At 67.4% G+C, this 19,578-nt stretch carries 20 protein-coding genes; 17 read left to right on the top strand and 3 right to left on the bottom strand.

The genetic code is table 11. The features are described from left to right. The first annotated feature begins 51 nt into the window (after nucleotides 1-51). From ABH900_RS03115 to ABH900_RS03095, 5 genes are all read left to right on the top strand, one after another. Nucleotides 52-3,156: a response regulator gene (locus ABH900_RS03115; RefSeq protein WP_429621170.1), complete on the top strand. Its 3,105-nt coding sequence runs from the start codon at nucleotides 52-54 to the stop codon at nucleotides 3,154-3,156. Continuing rightward, nucleotides 3,153-3,977 (top strand): CheR family methyltransferase, encoded by an 825-nt coding sequence (locus ABH900_RS03110; RefSeq protein WP_429621169.1) that lies wholly within the window; start codon nucleotides 3,153-3,155, stop codon nucleotides 3,975-3,977. Before ABH900_RS03115 ends, ABH900_RS03110 begins: the two co-directional genes overlap by 4 nt. After that, entirely contained in the window at nucleotides 3,977-4,552 is a 576-nt protein-coding gene (locus ABH900_RS03105) for a chemotaxis protein CheB (RefSeq protein ID WP_429621167.1), read from the top strand. Before ABH900_RS03110 ends, ABH900_RS03105 begins: the two co-directional genes overlap by 1 nt. Continuing rightward, a complete protein-coding gene (locus tag ABH900_RS03100; RefSeq protein WP_429621165.1) occupies nucleotides 4,549-5,682 on the top strand; it encodes a hybrid sensor histidine kinase/response regulator in 1,134 nt (377 codons plus the stop codon). The genes ABH900_RS03105 and ABH900_RS03100 overlap by 4 nt, the downstream gene beginning before the upstream one ends. 83 nt (nucleotides 5,683-5,765) lie before the next feature. Then, nucleotides 5,766-6,194, top strand: coding sequence for a BLUF domain-containing protein (locus tag ABH900_RS03095; protein ID WP_429621163.1), 429 nt, complete (start codon nucleotides 5,766-5,768; stop codon nucleotides 6,192-6,194). A gap of 13 nt (nucleotides 6,195-6,207) precedes the next feature. Here the strand turns inward: ABH900_RS03095 and ABH900_RS03090 are convergent, their stop codons facing one another. Next, entirely contained in the window at nucleotides 6,208-6,528 is a 321-nt protein-coding gene (locus ABH900_RS03090; RefSeq protein ID WP_429621162.1) for a metalloregulator ArsR/SmtB family transcription factor, read from the bottom strand. 89 nt (nucleotides 6,529-6,617) lie between these two features. Between ABH900_RS03090 and ABH900_RS03085 the strand changes: the two genes are divergently transcribed. The 3 genes from ABH900_RS03085 to ABH900_RS03075 all read left to right on the top strand — a co-directional run bounded on the left by ABH900_RS03085 (nucleotide 6,618) and on the right by ABH900_RS03075 (nucleotide 8,585). After that, nucleotides 6,618-7,055, top strand: a complete 438-nt coding sequence (locus ABH900_RS03085; RefSeq protein WP_429621160.1) for a YeeE/YedE family protein — start codon at nucleotides 6,618-6,620, stop codon at nucleotides 7,053-7,055. After that, a complete protein-coding gene (locus ABH900_RS03080; protein ID WP_429621158.1) occupies nucleotides 7,052-7,465 on the top strand; it encodes a DUF6691 family protein in 414 nt (137 codons plus the stop codon). The genes ABH900_RS03085 and ABH900_RS03080 overlap by 4 nt, the downstream gene beginning before the upstream one ends. 67 nt (nucleotides 7,466-7,532) lie before the next feature. Further along, nucleotides 7,533-8,585, top strand: coding sequence for a linear amide C-N hydrolase (locus ABH900_RS03075; protein WP_429621156.1), 1,053 nt, complete (start codon nucleotides 7,533-7,535; stop codon nucleotides 8,583-8,585). On the opposite strand, the gene ABH900_RS03070 is transcribed toward ABH900_RS03075, so the two are convergent. Beyond that, the gene (locus ABH900_RS03070) at nucleotides 8,582-9,394 is read right to left on the bottom strand and encodes a DUF6491 family protein (RefSeq protein ID WP_429621153.1); all 813 of its coding nucleotides are present in this window, start codon (nucleotides 9,392-9,394) and stop codon (nucleotides 8,582-8,584) included. The two genes, ABH900_RS03075 and ABH900_RS03070, sit on opposite strands and share 4 nt — an antisense overlap. Before the next feature lie 94 nt (nucleotides 9,395-9,488). On the opposite strand from ABH900_RS03070, the gene ABH900_RS03065 reads away from it, so the two are divergent. The 6 genes from ABH900_RS03065 to thrC all read left to right on the top strand — a co-directional run bounded on the left by ABH900_RS03065 (nucleotide 9,489) and on the right by thrC (nucleotide 16,394). Then, nucleotides 9,489-10,187, top strand: a complete 699-nt coding sequence (locus ABH900_RS03065) for an AraC family transcriptional regulator (RefSeq protein WP_429621151.1) — start codon at nucleotides 9,489-9,491, stop codon at nucleotides 10,185-10,187. Nucleotides 10,188-10,355: 168 nt separating this feature from the next. Next, complete coding sequence (locus ABH900_RS03060) at nucleotides 10,356-11,306, top strand: DMT family transporter (RefSeq protein WP_429621149.1); 951 nt, start codon at nucleotides 10,356-10,358, stop codon at nucleotides 11,304-11,306. A gap of 137 nt (nucleotides 11,307-11,443) precedes the next feature. Further along, nucleotides 11,444-11,578, top strand: a complete 135-nt coding sequence (locus ABH900_RS03055; RefSeq protein WP_429621146.1) for a hypothetical protein — start codon at nucleotides 11,444-11,446, stop codon at nucleotides 11,576-11,578. Between the two features lie 84 nt (nucleotides 11,579-11,662). Next, nucleotides 11,663-14,167, top strand: a complete 2,505-nt coding sequence (gene thrA, locus ABH900_RS03050) for a bifunctional aspartate kinase/homoserine dehydrogenase I (RefSeq protein WP_429621144.1) — start codon at nucleotides 11,663-11,665, stop codon at nucleotides 14,165-14,167. Then, the gene (locus ABH900_RS03045) at nucleotides 14,164-15,078 is read left to right on the top strand and encodes a homoserine kinase (protein WP_429621142.1); all 915 of its coding nucleotides are present in this window, start codon (nucleotides 14,164-14,166) and stop codon (nucleotides 15,076-15,078) included. The genes thrA and ABH900_RS03045 overlap by 4 nt, the downstream gene beginning before the upstream one ends. A gap of 29 nt (nucleotides 15,079-15,107) precedes the next feature. Continuing rightward, entirely contained in the window at nucleotides 15,108-16,394 is a 1,287-nt protein-coding gene (thrC, locus tag ABH900_RS03040) for a threonine synthase (RefSeq protein WP_429621141.1), read from the top strand. 131 nt (nucleotides 16,395-16,525) lie between these two features. Here the strand turns inward: thrC and ABH900_RS03035 are convergent, their stop codons facing one another. After that, complete coding sequence (locus ABH900_RS03035) at nucleotides 16,526-17,278, bottom strand: Crp/Fnr family transcriptional regulator (RefSeq protein ID WP_429621139.1); 753 nt, start codon at nucleotides 17,276-17,278, stop codon at nucleotides 16,526-16,528. A 127-nt stretch (nucleotides 17,279-17,405) separates the two neighbouring features. Here ABH900_RS03035 and hisS point away from each other — a divergent pair, with 127 nt between their 5' ends. The 3 genes from hisS to ABH900_RS03020 all read left to right on the top strand — a co-directional run bounded on the left by hisS (nucleotide 17,406) and on the right by ABH900_RS03020 (nucleotide 19,566). Then, nucleotides 17,406-18,803 (top strand): histidine--tRNA ligase, encoded by a 1,398-nt coding sequence (gene hisS, locus ABH900_RS03030; RefSeq protein ID WP_429621136.1) that lies wholly within the window; start codon nucleotides 17,406-17,408, stop codon nucleotides 18,801-18,803. After that, nucleotides 18,800-19,099, top strand: coding sequence for a hypothetical protein (locus tag ABH900_RS03025; protein ID WP_429621134.1), 300 nt, complete (start codon nucleotides 18,800-18,802; stop codon nucleotides 19,097-19,099). Before hisS ends, ABH900_RS03025 begins: the two co-directional genes overlap by 4 nt. Nucleotides 19,100-19,257: 158 nt before the next feature. Further along, complete coding sequence (locus ABH900_RS03020; protein WP_429621132.1) at nucleotides 19,258-19,566, top strand: YerC/YecD family TrpR-related protein; 309 nt, start codon at nucleotides 19,258-19,260, stop codon at nucleotides 19,564-19,566. Nucleotides 19,567-19,578 lie beyond the last annotated feature (12 nt).

Below are 19,578 nucleotides of genomic sequence, written 5' to 3'. Positions count from 1 at the left end.
TACGACAGCGAGTACCATCACCCACCCTATTGTGCTCTGGAACCGACCTGCATGCGTCCTGGTGCGACCACGCGTGACCGCTGGATCTGGATGACCTCCGCTGTATTGCTGGCCTCGACCATCGCGCTGGAACTGGTGGTTCCGCTCGGTTATGCGGTCTGGCTGGCCTACTTCCTGGCCGTCGGTGTGACGGTGTTCCAGCGTAGTGCGCGGGCCCCATTCATTGTGGCCGTCATTGCCTGTGTGCTGCTGGTGGTCGGCTTCAACGTGGCACCGGCCAGCAACAATTCATCGTTCTCGCTGGTGAACCGGAGCATCGGTGGCTGCGCGTTCCTGATGATCGCCCTGATCGTCTCCCGTGCCATCCAGGCGCGGCGCGAGGCGATGCGCGCGCTGTGGCTGCAGGAGGCGGAGAATGCCGTGGCGATGAGTCTGCGCGGTGATCTTGGCCCGGAACAGATCGCCGAGGCGGCGATGTCCAGCATCTGCGAGCAGCTGCAGGCAGACGTCGGCACCCTTTATCGCCTGGAAGGCGGCCGGTTGCAGCTTACGGGTGGTCTGGCGCTGCCTGCGGGCACGCCGGCCTCGCTGGCGATGCAGGAGGGCGTGCCGGGACAGGTCGCCCGCGACCAGCGCATCCGCCATCTGCTCGGCGCCGACGCCGCCGTGCTGGAACTGCAGACGAGTCTGGGCCGGCTGCCGGTGCGCGAACGCATCCTGGCGCCGATCAGCAGCGATGGCGTAGTGGTCGGTGTGATCGAGCTGGGCCGGGCCGCCCTCGGCGACCAGCGCAGCCTCGATGAAGAACTGCTGGAACGCTGTGCCGAGACGATCGGCATGGCACTGCGTACTGCGCTGCTACGCGCGCAGCTGATGGCGCTGCTGGAGGAATCGCAGCGCCAGGGCGAGGAATTGCAGGCCCAGCAGGAAGAATTGCGGGTGGCCAACGAGGAGCTGGAAGAACAGAGCCGCAGCCTGATGCAGTCGCAGGCGCATCTGGAGCAGCAGCAGGCCGAGCTGGAACAAAGCAATGTGCAGCTGGAAGAACGTACCCACGAGCTGGAGGCACAGAAGCAGGCGCTGCTGGTGGCGCAGGGCCAGCTGGTGCGCAACAGCAACGAGCTGGCGGCGACCTCGCGCTACAAGTCCGAGTTCCTGGCCAACATGTCGCACGAGCTGCGCACGCCACTCAACAGTTCGCTGATCCTGGCCAAGCTGCTGGCCGACAACAAGGACGGCACGCTCACCGAAGAACAGGTGAAGTACGCACGCGCGATCCTGTCGTCCAACAACGATCTGCTGGCGTTGATCAACGACATCCTGGACCTGTCACGCATCGAGGCCGGCCATGTCGAACTGGCCGATGAAGTGGTGGTGGTGGACAGTGTGCTGCAACGCCTGCGCGAGACCTTCGAGCCGATGGCGCGGCAGAAGGGGCTGACGCTGCAGATCGAAGCCGATGCGTTGGCACCGAGCCAACTGGTGGCCGACAACCAGCGCCTGCAGCAGATTCTGAAGAACCTGTTGGCCAACGCGGTGAAATTCACCGAACACGGCAAGGTCAGCCTGCAGGTGAGCGCCGCAGGTGCTGGACGTGTGCGCTTCGAGGTCTGCGATACCGGCATCGGCATCGCCCGCGAGCAATTGCCGGTCATCTTCGAGGCCTTCCGCCAGGCTGATGGCAGCACCCGGCGCCGTTATGGCGGCACCGGCCTGGGTCTGTCGATCTCGCGTGACCTGGCCGAACGCATGGGTGGCGACATCCGGGTCGACAGTGAGCCGGGCCGCGGCAGTTGTTTCATCCTCGAGCTGCCGTTGCAGGGCGCACCGGCCGCGGAAGCGGCTGATGTCGCCGGTGTCGCAGTGATGCCGTCGATCGCCGCGGCACCCGCTGCGGTGCCTACCGTGGCGTCCATGGCTGCGGCGGCGCCTGTGACGGCTGCCTCCCGCGTGACCGACGATCGCAGTCGCCGCGAGCGCGCCGGCCGTCTGATCCTGGCCGTGGAGGATGACGCCACCTTCGCCGAGGCACTGGTGACGCTGGCTCACGAGCTGGATTTTGACTGCGTGGTGGCCGGCACGGCGGAAGAGGCCCTGGCATTGGCCACTGAGCTGCGCCCGAACGGGATCCTGCTCGACATCGGCCTGCCCGATGTCTCCGGCCTGAGTGTGCTGGAGCGGCTGAAGCGCAATCCGGAGACCCGGCATATCCCGGTGCATGTGGTCTCGGCGATGGACCGAAGCCAGGTCGCGCGCGAACTGGGCGCGATTGGCTTTGCGATCAAGCCTACCACCCGTGAGCGGCTGGTGGCCGCCATCGAGCAGCTGGAACAGACCAGCCAGCGCGACGTGCGCCGCCTGCTCATCGTCGAGGACGACAACGAACTGCGGCACAACCTGGAGCTGCTGCTCGGCCGCGATCAGCTGCAGATCGTGGCGGTGGGCACCCAGGCTGGAGCGCTGGAACAGCTCAGCACGGTCACCTTCGACTGCATGGTGATGGACCTGTCGCTGCCTGACGGCAGCGGCTATGACCTGCTCGAGCACATGGCCGGCAACGATGACGTCGGCTTCCCGCCGGTGATCGTCTATACCGGCCGCGCGCTCAGCCGCGAGGAAGAGCAGCGCCTGCGCCGCTATTCGAAGAGCATCATCATCAAGGGCGCACGCTCGCCCGAACGCCTGCTGGACGAAGTGACCCTGTTCCTGCACAGCGTGGAGGCCAGCCTGCCCAGCGACCAGCAGCGCCTGCTGCGCGAGGCACGCCGCCGCGACACGGTGCTTGATGGCCGTACCGTGCTGCTGGCCGAAGACGATGTGCGCAACATCTTCGCGCTGTCCAGCGTGCTCGAACCGCTGGGTGTGACTCTGGAAATCGCCCGCAATGGCCAGGAAGCCGTGGACCGGCTGGCCGAGCGCAGCGTCGACCTGGTGCTGATGGACATCATGATGCCGGAGAAGGACGGCCTGGCCGCGATGCGCGAGATCCGTGCACAACGCCACCTGCAGGACCTGCCGATCATCGCGCTGACGGCCAAGGCCATGCCGGATGATCGTGAGCGCTGCCTGCAGGCCGGCGCCAATGATTACATCGCCAAGCCCATCGACGTCGACAAGCTCGTCTCGCTGTGCCGGGTCTGGTGTTCGCGGCAATGAACGAGCAGGCGCTGTTCGATCTGGAACTGAAGGTGTTGCTGGAAGCGCTGTACCAGCGCTACCACTATGACTTCCGCAGCTACGCGGTGTCGTCGCTGCGGCGGCGCATCCGTCAGGCCATGCAGCGTTACGAGTGCGAGCGCCTGGCCGACCTGCAGCACCGCCTGCTGCATGAGCCGGACCTTTTCGCACAGGCGATGCAGTTCTTCACCGTACAGGTGTCGGAGATGTTCCGGGACCCGGCCTATTTCCGTGAGCTGCGCGAACAGGTGGTACCGGTACTGCGAACCTATCCCTCGGTGAAGCTGTGGGTGGCCGGTTGCAGTACGGGGGAGGAGGTCTGGTCGCTGGCGATCCTGCTGCACGAGGAAGGGCTGCTCGAGCGCAGCATCGTCTATGCCACCGACATCAATCCAGCGGCGCTGGCCACGGCCGAAGCCGGGGCCTATGGCATCGATCGGATGGCCCAGTTCAGCCGCAACTACCTGGCAGCGGGCGGCACCGCTTCGCTGTCCGACTACTACGCCACCGCCTACGATGGCGCGGTGTTTGATCGCCAGCTGCGCCGCAACGTGGTGTTCGCCGACCACAGCCTGGCCACCGATACCGTGTTCTCCGAAGTGCAGCTGGTGTCCTGCCGCAACGTGCTGATCTATTTCAACCGCGACCTGCAGGATCGCGCGGTGGGCCTGTTCCGCGAGGCGCTGGTGCACCGTGGGTTCCTCGGCCTGGGCAGCAAGGAGTCGCTGCAGTTCGGGCGCCATCACGATGCCTTCGAGGTCTGCTCGCGTGAGCATCGTCTGTACCGGAAGGTTGCCTGATGGCAACGTTGATACGCCCGGGGCTGGTGGTGGTGGGAGCATCGGCCGGGGGCGTTGCCGCCCTGCAGGCCGTGCTGGGTGCACTGCCTGCGACGCTGCCGGCGCCGGTGCTGGCGGTGCTGCACCTGCCGCGCGACCGCTCCAGCCGTATTGCCGAAGTGCTGGCACCCTATTGCGCGCTGCCGGTGCGCGAGGCCGAGGACAAGCAGCCGTTGCAACCGGGCACGGTGACCTTCGCGCCCCCCGATTACCACCTGCTGGTGGAGGACGCCGGCTCGGTGGCTCTGTCGGTTGATGCGCCGGTGCTGTTCTCGCGCCCGGCCATCGATCCATTGTTTGAATCTGCCGCCGCGGTGTTCGGCCGGCAGGTGCTGGCGCTGTTGCTGACCGGGGCCAGCAGCGATGGCAGCGATGGCGTTGCCGCGGTGCGCGCCGCCGGCGGCCGCGCATGGCTGCAATGCCCCGAGGAGGCCGAGGCATCGATGATGCCGGCCTCCGCCCTGCAGCACGCTGGCGCCGACGCCGTGCTGCCCCTTGAACTGATGTGTCGTCGCCTGAAGGAGTTGTTTGCATGAACCTGCTGCCACCGGACCCTGCACAGTCGCAGACCCCGGTCAACCTGCTGATCGTCGATGACGTGCCGCAGAACCTGGTAGCCATGCAGGCGCTGTTGCAGCGCGAAGGCGTGACGCTGCTGCTGGCCGGCTCGGGCGCACAGGCGCTGGAGCTGCTGCTCGAGCACGAGGTCGCGCTGGCGCTGCTGGATGTGCACATGCCGGAGATCGATGGTTTCACCCTGGCCGAGCTGATGCGTGGTTCGCACCGCAGCCGCGATGTGCCGATCATCTTCCTGACCGCTTCGCCGGACGACCCGGTGCGTGCGTTCAAGGGCTATGAAACCGGTGCGGTGGATTTCCTCCACAAGCCGGTGGCGCCGCAGGTGATCCTGAGCAAGGTCAACGTTTTTATCGAGCTCTACCAGCAGCGCCAGCTGCTGAAAGCACGCAACGAAGCGCTGGAACGTTCGCTCAAGCTCAACGAGACGATGGCGGCCGTGCTCACCCACGACCTGCGCACGCCGCTGTCGGCGATCCTGCTGTGTGCCGACAAGCTGGCACTGGAGCTGCCGGGCGACAACGCCGGTGCCCAGCAGACCCTGAAGTATCTGGAGGCCAGCACCCTGCGCATGGCGCGCATGGTCGAACAGCTGCTGGATTTCTCGCGGATCCGCAGCGGTGGCCTGCGCCTGCAGGCCAGTGCCTGCGATCTGGCCGAAGTGACCCGCGCGGTCATCGCCGAGGCCGGCGGTGCCCGCGGCGGCGCCACGATCAATCTGCACACGCACGGCGATACTGGCCTGCAGGGGGATCTGGATCGTCTTGGCCAGGTGGCGGCGAACCTGGTCGGCAATGCGCTGACCCATGGCGGCGAGGCGAAGGTGGAGGTGGATGGTCGTGATCCGCGCAGCGTGCTGTTGCGGGTGAGCAACGCCGGCCATATCGATGCGGCATTGCTGCCGCGGTTGTTCGAGCCGTTCAAGGCCAGCTTCCATCCCAGCAACGGGCTGGGCTTGGGCCTGTACATCGTCGATCAGTTCGTCCGCGCCCATGGCGGCCACATCGGCGCACGCAACGAGGCAGGGCAGGTGGTGTTCGAGGCGCGGTTGCCGCGACGTTGCGACGGGCCGGCGGCAGCCTCAAACTGAACTCTTCAGCAAGTGCCCCGGGGTTCTGAGACGGGCTCGTCCGCAACTGCTACCGTGGCCGCACATACTGCCAAGGAAGCACCATGCCACTGCGTGCCATCGCCTACGTCAGCCAGGCGCTGCCGGGTCTTTCTGCCGAACGCGAGCGCGCGCTGGTCGACGACGCGGCCCGCTTCAACAAGCTGGCTGGCGTGACCGGCGTGCTGCTGCACGATGGCGGGCGCTTCCTGCAGTACATCGAAGGCCCGCCGGACGGCATCGACTCGGTGTACGAGCGCATCCTGCAGGCCGGCAGCCACGTCGACATCGTCGAGCTGGCACGTGGCCGGCTCGGCCAGCGCCAGTTCCCGTACTGGGCAATGCGCGCCTTGCCGGTGGAGCCGGCATTGCTGCGCCAGCTGTCGGCCAGTGACTGGTCGGGCTTCTCGCGCGCCCTGCTGGGCGATCGCTCGGCGCCAACGCCGGTGGACCTGCTCGACAGGGTCGTGCAGCCCGTCCTGCACGCAGGCTGAGCCTGTCCTGGCGTCAGCGCGACGCACCGCCACAGTACGCCGCGTGCAGGGCCTGCAGCACGCCCAGTGCCGGGCCTTCCAGCAGTCGGTAGTGGATGGCTTGCGCCTCGCGCCGCGTCGCCACGATGTCCAGTTCGCGCAGCACCGCCAGATGCTGCGACAGGGCCGAGCCACTCAGGCCGGTCAGCGCCTGCAGTTCCGGCACCGGCGCCTCACCTTCCACCAGGCGGCACAGCACTTTCAGGCGGGCGGGGTGGGCCAGGCGCTTGAGCAGGTCGGCAGCCTGGGACGCGTGCCTTGCCATCGCTGCACTGTCGAGAACGGAGCGGGGCATGGTTGACCTTTTTGTTTAGTAGAAGCTAATTTAGAAAAAGCTAAATAATAAGGCAAGCCAATGACGGGTTCGAAGAAGAGGAGTGGGGCGTGAACGTGCCTTGGGCCGCGGTGGCGGGTGGGGCGCTGATCGGCGCCGCAGCCGTGCTGTTGCTGGCCACCCTCGGGCGGGTGGCGGGCATCAGTGGGATCGCCGCCGCCAGTCTGCACGCGTCGCGGGGCGAGCGCGGCTGGCGCTGGGCGTTCCTGCTGGGGCTGCTCGTTGCCACCGGGCTGGTGCTGTGGTGGCAGGCCGCACCAGGGCAACCACCGCATGCCTTGCTGCGTGACACGCTGCCGGCCTGGCAGCTGGCTGGCGCCGGTCTGCTGGTTGGCTTCGGGACCCGCCTTGGCAATGGCTGCACTAGTGGGCATGGCGTGTGCGGCCTGGCGCGAGGCTCGAAGCGGTCGCTGCTGGCAGTGCTGATCTTCATGGCCTGCGCGATGCTGACCACGCTGCTGCTGCGCCATGCGGGAGGCCTGGCATGAGCCGTGCCGTATGGGCGGCGGCCATCGCAGGTGCCTTGTTCGGCGCTGGGTTGGCGCTGGCCGGCATGACTGATCCGCGCCGCGTGCTCGGATTTCTTGACGTGACCGGTGATTTCGATCCGACCCTGGCCTGGGTGCTGGCCTCGGCGCTGCTGGTCAGCGCGGTCGGGCAGCGCTGGGCGCTGCGGCGTGCGCAGCCGCTGTGCGCACCGCGCTTCCAGTTGCCGGCGCCGCGTGGCATTGATCGCCGCCTGTTGCTGGGCGCGGCGCTGTTCGGCATCGGGTGGGGTTGGGCGGGCTACTGCCCGGGTCCGGCCATCGCCGGCCTGGCCGTGGCATCGCGCGAAGCGCTGTGGTTCGTTCCGGCGATGCTTGCAGGTTTCTGGCTGCACGATCGCGTCGTACGCTGAAGCTTCACTGCTGTGTCACCCCGCATGGCGTCAGATCGCCGGATCACGGGGAACGGAGCGCAATGGCATGGTACGGATGACGTGGTCGGGCGGAATGATGCTGGCAGTGGTGCTGGCAGCGGTGGTGACGCCGGTCTGGGCGTGCACGCGCGCGGTGTACCTGGGCGACAACGGTGATGTGATCACCGCGCGCTCGATGGACTGGAAGGTCGATGTGGCGACCAACCTTTATGTGCTGCCGCGCGGCATTGCACGCACTGGCCTGGCTGGGCCGAAGTCGTTGGCCTGGACCGCGCGCTACGGGTCGGTGGTGGCCACCGGCTATGACGTGTCGACCACCGACGGCATGAACGAGAAGGGCCTGGTCGCCAACCTGCTGTGGCTGGTCGAATCGGAGTATCCGAATCAGCGCGGCAACAAGCCGGGGCTGGCGATCTCGCTGTGGGCACAGTACGTGCTGGACAACTTCGCCACGGTGGATGAGGCAGTCGCGGCATTGAAGCGTGAGCCGTACTCGATCGTCACCGACAAGGTCCCCGGCGAGGACCGGCAGGCGACGCTGCACCTGTCGCTGTCCGATGCAACCGGTGACAGCGCCATCGTGGAATACATCGGTGGCCGCCAGGTGATCCACCATGACCGCCGCTACCAGGTGATGACCAACTCGCCGATCTTCGAACAGCAACTGGCGCTCAACAGTTATTGGCAGCAGATCGGCGGCACGGTGATGCTGCCCGGTACCAACCGTTCGGCCGACCGCTTCGCGCGCGCTTCGTTCTACATCAATGCGATTCCCAAGGCCGAAGACCCGGTGGTGGCGCTGGCCAGTGTGTTCAGCGTGATCCGCAACACCTCGGTGCCCTACGGCATCACCACGCCGGGTGAGCCCAACATCTCTTCCACGCGCTGGCGCACGGTGGCCGACCACAAGCGGCGGCTGTATTTCTTCGAATCGGCGCTGACCCCGAACACGTTCTGGGTCGATCTGAACAAGGTCGACTTCGGCGGCAAGGTACTCAAGCTTGATCTCGGCCCGGACCAGCGCAATACCTTTGCCGGCGATGCACTGGGCCACTTCGTGCCCAGCGCACCGTTCACCTTCCTCGGCGTCGGCGGTTAACGCGACGCCTGGTCCGGCAGGTCCTTCGGATAGACGGCCAGTACGCCGCAGCTTGGGCGGGCGAAGCGTGGCGTGCTGGCGCGAAGGTCTTCACCGCCGAATGGAGAGGGCAGCATGACCATGCGGTCGCCTGGGTTGCCGCAGATCAGGCCATTGCCAAAGCCGGATTCGAAGTTCACTTCCTGCGCACCGGCCAGGATCGAGCAGCTGCCGGCCAGTTCGACCCGGTAATAGCGGATGCCACCATTGCGGCGTGGGTTGGTTTCCACCACCACGCCCTGCGAATCCTCGCTCCAGCCGCGCACGTGGCGGGTGGCGAAGCAGAACGCCGGCGAGGTCTGGAACGTATGACGCGGGCTGCTGCCGCCGCGGTTGGGCTTGCCCTTGGCGGTCACGTCCACGCGCGGCAGGCTGGAGGCATACAGGCGACCGCTCTGGCGTGCGGTGCTGGCGAACTCCCGGCTATCAATAGGAGTGACGCTGCCGACGCCGCAGCGACGCCCATCCACCACCACCTGCTCGCTGGGCCGCCCGCAGGCCCAACCTGACGGCGCTTCCAGGCGCAGCGTGCTGGCTTCGTTGATACCTGGGCAGGCGGCGCTGAAATCGATGCGGTAGGCCTGGCCCCGGCCATCACGGACGGCGATGGCGGTCGGGGTCTGCTGCTCGACCTGGTGCACGTCGCGTGCGTCCAGGCAGTGCGGGGCGGGCGCGATGCGCTCGCCGGCCGATGGCGTGGACTGGGCCTGTGCGGCCAGCGGCAGCAGGCTGGCCAGTGCCAGCGGTAGCATGCAGATCGTCGTGTTCACGTTGCCATCCCTGCGTCTGGAACCGGCTGGAACATAGCATGGCCGGCAGCCGGGCTGCGTTGCAGGGAAATGTCGGCACGCGCACACTTGTCACATGGGCGCGATCTTCCACCTGCGGCACTATGGCCAGGCCACCGGGCTGGACCGCCACGACTATGCGCAATGGGTGCTGCCGCTGCAGGGCGAACTGCAGTTCGAGATGGAAGGACGCGGTGGACGGCTGGATCTGCTGCAGGGCGCCTTTGTCGCGGCCGGTGAGGCACATGACCAGATGGCCGATGGTCCCAACGGTTTCGTGATTGTCGATTGCGCGCCCGGCGTGCTCGACGACGGTACCCAGGAACACCTGCGCCGCCAGCGATGGCTGCACCTGCCGCTGGCCTTGCGGCAAGGTCTGTCACAGGTGCGCGAGGGGCGGCCGTTGCCGCTGCTGCTGCCGCACCTGTTGCAGTTCTTCGCACCGGCAGGCAGTGGTGCGCGCATGCAGGGCCTGTGTGCGGCGGTACAGGTCGATCCCGGGCAGGCCTGGCCGGTGGCGCGCATGGCCGGCGTCGTCGGTGTCAGCGAGAGCCGGTTGCATGCGTTGTTCCAGAGGGAGTTCGGGCTCAGCCCGCAGGCCTGGCTCAGTGCGTGCCGGCTGCGCTGGGCCAAGCACCAACTGCGCGTGAGTGCGGCACCGATCAGCGAGATCGCGCTGGCGGCAGGCTATTCCGAGCAGAGCGCACTGACCCGTGCCCTGCGCCGCGAGTGTGACCAGACGCCGGCCGCCTGGCGCAGGGGTGCGGATCTGTAGCGTCGAGCCATGCTCGACGGCCGTTCGCGAAAGGTGCGGTGCAAGAGCAGTCGAGCATGGCTCGACGCTACAGGAGCGTTTGCGGGGCAGGACAGTAGCCTGGGTCAAGCGCGCCCGCCATGACGGCGCTTACACTGCGCGGCCCGTTCTCTCCCCCGAAGAACCCGAATGCGCAACAACCCGATAGCCCTGGGCATCGCCAATGGCGTTGCCGCTGGCGCGCTGTGGGGCGTGGTCTTCCTCGCGCCCGCCGTGCTGCACTCGTTCAACGCCCTGCAACTTTCCGCCGGTCGTTACCTGGTCTATGGCCTGATTGCGGTGGTGTTGCTGTTGCCGCGCTGGAAGCGGCTGGCGCCGCAGCTGGGCCGAGCCGAATGGTCTGGCCTGCTGTGGCTGAGCCTGGCCGGCAACCTGGTGTACTTCCTGCTGCTGGCCACCGCAGTGCAATGGGCCGGTGGAGCGGCGGCGTCGCTGATTGTCGGCCTGATTCCGGTCGTGGTGACGCTGGTTGGCGTGCGCGAGCGCGGTGCGGTGCCGTTGAAGCAGCTGTTGCCCGCCTTGGGCCTGTGCGTGCTGGGTGTTGCCCTGGTCGGTTGGGAGTCGCTGATGTCCGAGCACCTGGCCACGCCGTGGCGGCAGCGCGTGATCGGACTGTTGTGCGCGTTCGGTGCGCTGTTCTCGTGGGCGCTGTACTCGATCGGTAACAGCCGCTGGTTGGCGCGCAGGCCGGATCTGTCCAGCCATGACTGGTCACTGCTGACCGGCGTCACCACCGGTGGCCTGGCCCTGCTGCTGGTGCCGATGGCCTTCATCGGCCACACCGGCACCCATACCGCAGCGCAGTGGAGTGGCTTCTGGGCGATCAGTGCGGGCGTGGCGGTAGTGGCCTCGATCCTCGGAAACGCGTTCTGGAACCGCGCCAGTCGTCTGCTGCCGTTGACCCTGACCGGGCAGATGATCGTGTTCGAGACCCTGTTCGCGCTGCTGTATGCCTTCGCCTGGCAACGGCGCTGGCCGACCCTGCTGGAAGCACTGGCGATCGTGTGCCTGGTGGCCGGGGTGATGCTGTGTGCGCATGCCCACCGCACACCGAGGGCGATCGCCGAACATGCCGGCTGAATGCGCTCGTCAAGCGTGCCGATGTCGGCTTGGTCTCAGTTGCAACCAAATGCCGGCATGTTGGCCGATGATCGCCGCAAAAATTTTTGCAGCGCAGCACTTGACAGCGGCCCGGCGCACGGTGTTTTCTGTGCGTCATGGTCTTTGATGCCGCCCACGCCAGCCTGATCGCTCCCGCCACTGCGGGCGGTTCGACTGCGCCGGTCGCCATCACCACCATTACCACCACCACCGTCACCACTGCCCTGGTGCGGCCCGTCGTCTTCGTGTAACTCCCGAAAACCACGGCCCCGCACCATCCAGGTGGCGGGGAAACTCGACACCTGCATGCGACGGGGCCTCCTACCGAGGTCTGCATGTCTTCCCACGCCCCCGCCCATCCCGTTGCTCCGGCCGATCTGGCTGCACCGTCCACTGTCGTGCACAAGTTCGGCGGCACCTCGGTGGCCGATGCCGAGCGCTACCGCCATGTCGCCGGCCTGTTGCTGGCCCGTCCCGAATCGCTGCAGGTCACTGTCGTGTCTGCGATGAAAGGCGTTACCGACGCGCTGATCGAGCTGGCGCAGCTGGCGGCCAGGGGCGATGCCGGCTGGCGTGAGGCCTGGCATGCGTTGCGTGCGCGCCATCGCGGCGCCGCCGTGGCGCTGCTCGGCGAGCAGGTGGGCGACACCGTGGAATGGATGGATGCCCGCTTCGATCAGCTGGCCGACGTGTTGGCGGCGCTGGCGGTGATCGGTGAGTTGCCGCGCGAAGTGCTTGATCGCGTGCAGGGCCTTGGCGAAGTGTTTTCCGCACAGCTGCTCGGCACACACCTGCGTGCTCTGGGCGAAGACTGCGCGGTGCTCGATGCGCGCGACGTGCTGGTGGTGGGGCACGGCGAGCTGGGCGTGGATGTTGACTGGGAGGCCAGTGCCGACCGCCTTGCGCAATGGCGGCTGCGGCATCCGCAGTCGCGGCTGGTCGCTACCGGTTTCGTCGCCCGTGATCGCCACGACCGCATCACCACCCTCGGCCGCAACGGCAGCGATTACTCCGGCGCGATCTTCGCCGCGCTGTTCAACGCGGACGAGCTGCACATCTGGACCGATGTCGATGGCGTGCTGTCGGCCGACCCGCGGTTGGTCCCCGAAGCGGTACAGCTGGAATCGCTCAGCTACGACGAGGCCTGCGAACTGGCCTATTTCGGCGCCAAAGTGGTGCATCCGCAGACGATGTCACCAGCGATCCGCCTCGGCCTGCCGATCTTCATCCGCAACACGTTCCAGCCGGCGCATCCGGGTACGCGCATTTCTGCTGAGCGCTCGCCACGCGGGCCGGTGAAGGGCTTGACCCTCAGCCCGGGGCTGGCCCTGTTGAACCTGGAAGGCACCGGCCTGATCGGCGTGCCCGGAACCGCCGAGCGTGTGTTCTCCGCATTGCGCCAGGCGCAGGTGTCGGTGGTGATGATCTCGCAGGGCTCATCGGAGCATTCGATCTGCTGCGTGCTGCGCGCAGCTGAGGTGGCACGTGGGCGCGAGGCGTTGCTGCATGCGTTTGCGCACGAGCTGTCGGCGGGCCAGGTGCAGCGCGTGCAGGTCAGCGAGGACGTCAGCGTGCTGGCCGCGGTCGGTGATGGCATGGCAGGCCAGCCCGGCGTGGCCGCGCGCCTGTTCGAGGCGCTGGGCCGTGCGCAGGTGAACATCCTGGCGATCGCGCAGGGCTCGTCCGAGCGCAACATCTCGGTGGCGGTGGACAGTGCCGATGCGACCCGCGCACTGCGCGCGGCGCATGCCGGATTCTGGCTGTCGCCGCAGACGTTCGCGGTGGGCGTGATCGGGCCGGGCAACGTCGGCGCCGCGCTGCTGGACCAGTTGCTGACGGCGCGGCCACAGCTGCTGGCCAAGGCCAATGTCGACCTGCGCCTGCGCGCGCTGGCCTCGCGATCGCGCATGCGGCTGGACGCCGATGGCCTGCACGCAGACTGGCGCCAGGCGCTGCAACAGGCCGGCGACGCCAGTGACCTGGACCGCTTCACCGAACACCTGCTGGCCGCACACCTGCCGCATGCGGTAGTGATCGACTGCAGTGGCAGTGCCGAGGTGGCCGAACGCTATGAGGGCTGGCTGGCGGCCGGCATCCATGTGGTCACCCCGAACAAGCAGGCCGGCGCTGGCCCGCTGCCGCGCTACCAGCGCATCCGAGCCGCCGCGGCGTCCAGTGGCGCGCGCTTCCGCTACGAGGCGACCGTCGGCGCTGGCCTGCCGGTGATCACCACGTTGCGTGATCTGGTCGATACCGGTGACGAAGTGCTGGCCATCGAAGGCATTTTCTCCGGCACGCTGGCTTGGTTGTTCAACCGTTTCGATGGCAGCCAGCCGTTCTCTTCGCTGGTCGCGCAGGCGCGTTCGATGGGCTACACCGAACCCGACCCGCGCGACGATCTGTCGGGTGTGGACGTGGCGCGCAAACTGGTGATCCTCGCCCGCGAGGCCGGGCACACGCTCAGCCTGGAGCAGGTGCAGGTGGAAAGCCTGGTGCCCGCCCTGTTGCGCGATGGCAGCGTGGATGACTTCATGGCGCGCCTGGGCGAGTCCGACGCCAGCCTGCTGCAGCGTCTGCAGGATGCGCGCGCGCGCGGGGCAGTGCTGCGTTATGTCGCGCAGTTGGGTGCTGATGGCGCATCGGTGGGCCTGCAGGCGTTGCCGGCCGATCACGCGTTCGCGAACCTGCGGCTGACCGATAATGTGGTGCAGTTCCGCACCCGCCGCTATTGCGACAACCCTCTGGTAGTGCAGGGCCCGGGTGCCGGCCCGGAAGTGACCGCTGCCGGTGTGTTCGCCGACCTGCTGCGGGTGGCGGCGGGTGAAGGGGCGCGCCTGTGATTGCACGAGCGTTCGCGCCCGCTTCGGTGGCCAATGTTGCGGTCGGCTTCGACATCCTGGGCCATGCCATTGCAGGCATCGGCGATACGGTGAGCGTGCGGCGCATCGATGAGCCGGAGGTGCGCATCGAAGCGATCCGGGGCAGTGCGGTCGAACTGCCGCTGGAGGCGGCCGGCAATACCGCCGGTGCGGCCCTGATCTCGCTGCGCGAGGGGCTGGGCCTGGACTTCGGCTTCGCGGTCGAAATCGACAAGGGCATTCCGTTCGGCTCGGGCATGGGGGGCTCGGCGGCCTCCTGCGTGGCGGCGCTGGTCGCCGCCAATGCGCTGCTGGAGGTGCCGCTACCGCGTGAAGCGTTGTACCCGTTCGCGCTGGATGGCGAGGCGGTGGCCAGTGGCGGCCGCCACGGTGACAACGTGGGCCCGCTGTTGCTGGGCGGCCTGGCGTTGTGCACGGCCGATCGTCTGCTGCCGATTCCGGTGCCTGCCAACTGGCACAGCCTGCTGGTGCATCCGCACGCGGTGCTGGAAACGCGCCGCGCACGCCAGGCGTTGCAGGGCAGCTACACATTGGGCGAATTCGTGGCGCAGAGCGCAAACCTCGCGCTGGTGCTCAGTGGCTGCCATCGCAGCGATGCCACGCTGGTGCGGGCTGGACTGCGCGATGTGCTGGTGGAGCCGCGACGGGCCGGTTTGATTGCGGGTTTCGGGGCCGCTCGTGATGCGGCGCTGTCTGCCCATGCAATGGGTGCCGGCATCTCCGGCGCCGGCCCCAGCGTATTCGCCTGGTTCGAAGATGCGGACCAGGCCCATGCTGCCGCCGCGCCGGTGCAGGCGGCCTTCGCCGCTACCGGCTTCGACAGCGACGCCTGGGTGTCGCCGCTGGATGCGCCAGGAGCCCGCCTGTGCTGAATCCTCCCCCTCGACTGGATACCGAACCCATGCAATTCGTTTCGACCCGGGGCCAATCCCCGGCCGTTGGCCTCAGTGCGGCGATCGCTGCGGGATTGGCGCCTGACGGTGGGCTGTATGTGCCCGAGATGTTGCCGGTGCCGCGTGAACTGCAGGCCGGCGCGACCCTGGCCGACACCGCCACTGATCTGCTGGCACCGTTCTTCGCCGGCGACGCGCTGGAGGCGGCGTTGCCGTCGATCTGCCACCAGGCGTTCGACTTCCCGGTGCCGCTGCGCGCGCTCGGCGACAGCGATTACATGCTGGAGCTGTTCCATGGGCCGACCGCGGCCTTCAAGGACATCGGTGCGCGCTTCCTGGCCGGTACGTTGTCGCGGCTGCAGGCCGGCAGGGACCAGGACCTGACCATTGTCGTCGCCACCTCAGGCGATACCGGTGCGGCGGTGGCGGCGGCCTTCCATCGGCAGCCGGGTGTACGGGTGGTGGTGCTGTATCCGGATGGCCGCGTGTCACCACGCCAGGCGCACCAGCTGGGTTGCTTCGGTGACAACATCCAGGCGCTGCGCGTGGCAGGGGCATTCGATGACTGCCAGGCCATGGTCAAGCAGGCATTGGGCGACCGCGAACTGCAGGCGCAGGTGCCGTTGAGTTCGGCCAACAGCATCAGCCTGGGGCGCCTGCTGCCGCAGATGAGCTACTACGCGCATGCGGCACTGACCCATCACGCCGAACATCGGCGCCGGCTCAACCTGGTGGTGCCCACCGGCAACCTGGGCAATGCGATGGCGGCGGTGCTGGCGCGCGCGTTGGGTGTGCCGATCGGACAGATCGTGCTGGCCACCAATGCCAATGCAGTCCTGCCGACCTACTTCAATGGTGCTGACTACCAGCCCCAGGCCAGTGTGGCCACCGTTGCCAATGCGATGGACGTGGGTGCACCAAGCAACTTCGAGCGCCTGCGCTGGCTCTACCATGGTGATGATGCCGAGCTGCGCGCGGCCTTCCGCGCATTCGCGGTGGATGATGTGACCATCCGCGCGATGATTGCGGCGGCGCACGCCAGCAGCGGCGAGCTGTTATGCCCGCATACGGCGACGGCGGTGAAGGTACTGCAGGACCTGCGTGCGCGGGGTGCCAAGGGTGACTGGGCGGTGGTGGCCACCGCGCATCCTGCCAAGTTCGAAGCAGTGGTGGAGCCACTGATCGGCGGCCCGGTGGCCGTGCCGCCAGCGCTGGAGGCGCTGCTGCAGCGGCCGGCGCACGCTGAACCGCTGTCCGCCGACTATGCGGCGCTGCGCGAGGTGTTGTTGCGTTGATCGAAGATGTCTGGGGTTGCCGGCCAGCGGCCGGCACTACCAGGAGAATGCAACGTGGGTTGGGCGCGACCGGATGGACGCCGCCCGCTAGTGCCGGCCGCTGGCCGGCAACCCCATGAACTGCGAAACCCTCAGATCAACCCTTCACCAGCCAGCCCGCGCAGCCCATCCTCGTCGAGGATCTCCACCACGTTCAGGTGGGGCAGGGCGATCAGGCCCTGCTGGCGCAGCTTGGTGAAGGTGCGGCTGACGGTTTCCATGGTCAGGCCCAGATGGTCGGCGATATCACCGCGGCCCATCGGCAGCGACACGCGCAGGCCGTTGCCGCCAAGCTTGGCCTCGCGTGCGGCCAGTCGCAGCAGGAAATCGGCCAGCTTCTCGGCCGGCTGCAGGCGGGCCAGCGCCAGCGCGGCGTCCTGCGCGGCATCCAGTTCCTGGCAGGCGCGCTGCAGCAGCTTGCGCTCAAGGTGCGGGAAGCGGCTGCGCAGTGCCTTCATCTGCGGCAGCGCGACGCGGCACACGCGGCTGTCAGCGATGGCCTCGATGTCGTAGCGATGGTGGTCGCTGCCACTCAGGCCCAGGTAGTCGCCGGGCAGCACGAAGCCGTTGATCTGGCGGCGACCATCGGCCAGCGTGCGCACCAGGCGTAGTGCACCGCCGGTCAATGTATAGACATGCTGGCGCTCTTCGCCGGTGCGGGCCAGGGTGTTGCCCATCGTCACCTGCTGCGAAACGGTGACCTGTTCCAGTGCCTGCACTTCATCGGGCGACAGTGCCGAGCACACCGCAAGGTGGCGAACCGAGCAGTGCAGGCAGTCCAGCGTGGCGCAGGACGGCGTGGCGGGGTCGTGGGTGGCGGGCGGAGCGCCGGAAGGCCGGGACATGTTGCGGGGGGCGGATCACGGGCGGGGAGGGCCTTATGATACTTCAAGCGGCCGTTCGACCCTGCCCGAGGCGGGGGCGCTAGAATGTTGCCCCCTCCCACGTCCCGTTCCAGCAGGAGTTCCGCCCGTGATCAAGCCCCGTACCCCGCCCGGCACCCTTGAACTGCTGCCGCGCGAGCAGATTGCGTTCCAGCGCATGCTGGATGTGATCCGCCGCAACTACGAGCGCTTCGGGTTCCTGCCGGTGGAGACGCCGGTGTTCGAGCTGTCCGATGTGCTGCTGACCAAATCCGGCGGCGAGACCGAGCGCCAGGTGTATTTCGTGCAGTCCACCGGCGCGCTGGCCAATGCGGCTGAATCGGGTGACCGTTCGCTGCCGGAAATGGCGCTGCGCTTCGATCTGACCGTGCCGCTGGCGCGTTACGTGGCCGAGCACGAACACGAACTGACCTTCCCGTTCCGCCGTTACCAGATGCAGCGCGTGTACCGTGGCGAACGCGCCCAGCGCGGCCGTTTCCGCGAGTTCTACCAGTGTGATATCGACGTGATCGGCAAGGACAGCCTGAGCGTGCGTTACGACGCCGAGGTGCTGGCGGTCATCCACGCGGTGTTCGCCGAACTTCGCATCGGCGATTTCAGCATCCAGTTGAACAACCGCAAGCTGATGCGCGGCTTCTTCGAAAGCCTGGGCGTGGCCGAGGGCGAGCGCCAGCTGGCAGTGCTGCGTGAAGTGGACAAGCTGGACAAGCGCGGTGCCGACTACGTGCGCGAGACGCTGGTGGGCGAGGGCTTCGATATCCCGGCCGAGCAGGTCGAGAAGATCCTGGCATTCGTCGCCGTGCGTTCGCAGGGCCATGCCGATGCGCTCGCGCAGCTGGCCGCGCTGGAGACCAATGCAGCCTCGTCGGAGACGCTGCGTACCGGTGTTGCCGAGCTGCGCGAAGTACTGCAGCTGGTGCAGGCACTGGGTGTGCCGGAGACTGCGTACTGCCTGAACTTCTCCATTGCGCGCGGCCTGGATTACTACACCGGCACGGTGTACGAGACCACGCTGACCGACCACCCGCAGATCGGTTCGATCTGCTCGGGCGGCCGCTACGAAGACCTGGCCAGCCACTACAGCAAGTCCAGGCTGCCGGGCGTAGGAATCTCCATCGGCCTGTCGCGCCTGTTCTGGCAGCTGCGCGAAGCGGGCCTGATCGACGGCATCGAAGGCAGCAGCGTGCAGGCGCTGGTGGCATTGATGGACGAGCAGGGCATGCCGCAGTCGCTGGACATTGCCCGTCGCCTGCGTGCCGGCGGCATCAACACCGAAGTGCAGATGGAGCCGAAGAAGATCGGCAAGCAGTTCCAGTACGCGGCCAAGGCCGGCATCCGCTTCGTGGTGCTGGCTGGCGAAGACGAGCTGGCACGCGGCGTGGTGGCAGTGAAGGATCTGTTGCGCGAGCAGCAGTTCGAAGTCTCGCGCGATGAGCTGGCCAGCACCCTGCAGGTCGAAGTGGAACAGTCCCGGGTCATGGCGTGAAGGCTGCCGCCGCAGGGGCGCTGCTGATGCTCCTGCTGGCGGGCTGCCGCAGCGACCCGGCGCTGCACAGCGCCCGGATCGGACCTGCGCAGTACCGGTTGCAGGTCGATCGCTGCCATGTGATCGACCGCGCCCAGCTCGAACAGGATCTGCAGGCCTTGGCCGTGCAGAAGTGCCCGCAGGGGGGGGGCGAACTGGAAAACATCCAGTCGCTCCCCAGCCGGCAGGGCAGCCTGTTCGGTGAGTGCCTGCGGCGCGGGGCGCTGCAGGCCGAGGTGCGCTGCCCGGCGCCGTGATTCAAGCCAAGCTGATGATTCTGAAAGAAAACGCCCGCCCCTGGTGGGCGTTTTTCGTTTCCGGCTTCCTGACCCCATTCCTTCCCGGATTTGACGCGCTGCGCAAGAGTGCGTTAACGTAATAGCGCGCTATTACATTGATGCATGGAAACGACCCCGTGAAAGCCCGCCCTGAGATTGCCGCCAAAGACCCGAAGGCCGACCTGGAAGCCCTGGCCCAGGCCTTTGCCGCTCTGCGCGAGCCCGAACAGGTGGAGGCCTTCCTGCGTGACCTGTGCACGCCGGCCGAGCTGGAAGCCATGGCCGACCGCTGGAAGGTGGTGCCGCTGCTGCAGCAGGGCATGCCCTACCGCGAGATCCATGAGCGCACCGGGGTCAGCGTGACCACCACCGGGCGGGTGGCACGCACGCTCGAGCATGGCCATCGAGGCTATGCCGCCGCCATCGACCGCCTTGCTTCGCGCTGATCCGCGCCCCGT

The organism is Stenotrophomonas sp. AN71 (assembly GCF_050435725.1).
In the GTDB taxonomy this organism is placed as follows: domain Bacteria; phylum Pseudomonadota; class Gammaproteobacteria; order Xanthomonadales; family Xanthomonadaceae; genus Stenotrophomonas.
This window is presented reverse-complemented; position numbering and strand designations above follow the sequence as displayed.

Coding starts and splice junctions, on each gene's coding strand:
- ABH900_RS03115 (WP_429621170.1), top strand. CDS start 52: ATGCGTCCTGGTGCGACCACGCGTGACCGCTGGATCTGGATGACCTCC.
- ABH900_RS03110 (WP_429621169.1), top strand. CDS start 3,153: ATGAACGAGCAGGCGCTGTTCGATCTGGAACTGAAGGTGTTGCTGGAA.
- ABH900_RS03105 (WP_429621167.1), top strand. CDS start 3,977: ATGGCAACGTTGATACGCCCGGGGCTGGTGGTGGTGGGAGCATCGGCC.
- ABH900_RS03100 (WP_429621165.1), top strand. CDS start 4,549: ATGAACCTGCTGCCACCGGACCCTGCACAGTCGCAGACCCCGGTCAAC.
- ABH900_RS03095 (WP_429621163.1), top strand. CDS start 5,766: ATGCCACTGCGTGCCATCGCCTACGTCAGCCAGGCGCTGCCGGGTCTT.
- ABH900_RS03090 (WP_429621162.1), bottom strand. CDS start 6,528: ATGCCCCGCTCCGTTCTCGACAGTGCAGCGATGGCAAGGCACGCGTCC.
- ABH900_RS03080 (WP_429621158.1), top strand. CDS start 7,052: ATGAGCCGTGCCGTATGGGCGGCGGCCATCGCAGGTGCCTTGTTCGGC.
- ABH900_RS03075 (WP_429621156.1), top strand. CDS start 7,533: ATGGTACGGATGACGTGGTCGGGCGGAATGATGCTGGCAGTGGTGCTG.
- ABH900_RS03065 (WP_429621151.1), top strand. CDS start 9,489: ATGGGCGCGATCTTCCACCTGCGGCACTATGGCCAGGCCACCGGGCTG.
- ABH900_RS03060 (WP_429621149.1), top strand. CDS start 10,356: ATGCGCAACAACCCGATAGCCCTGGGCATCGCCAATGGCGTTGCCGCT.
- ABH900_RS03055 (WP_429621146.1), top strand. CDS start 11,444: ATGGTCTTTGATGCCGCCCACGCCAGCCTGATCGCTCCCGCCACTGCG.
- thrA (WP_429621144.1), top strand. CDS start 11,663: ATGTCTTCCCACGCCCCCGCCCATCCCGTTGCTCCGGCCGATCTGGCT.
- thrC (WP_429621141.1), top strand. CDS start 15,108: ATGCAATTCGTTTCGACCCGGGGCCAATCCCCGGCCGTTGGCCTCAGT.
- ABH900_RS03035 (WP_429621139.1), bottom strand. CDS start 17,278: ATGTCCCGGCCTTCCGGCGCTCCGCCCGCCACCCACGACCCCGCCACG.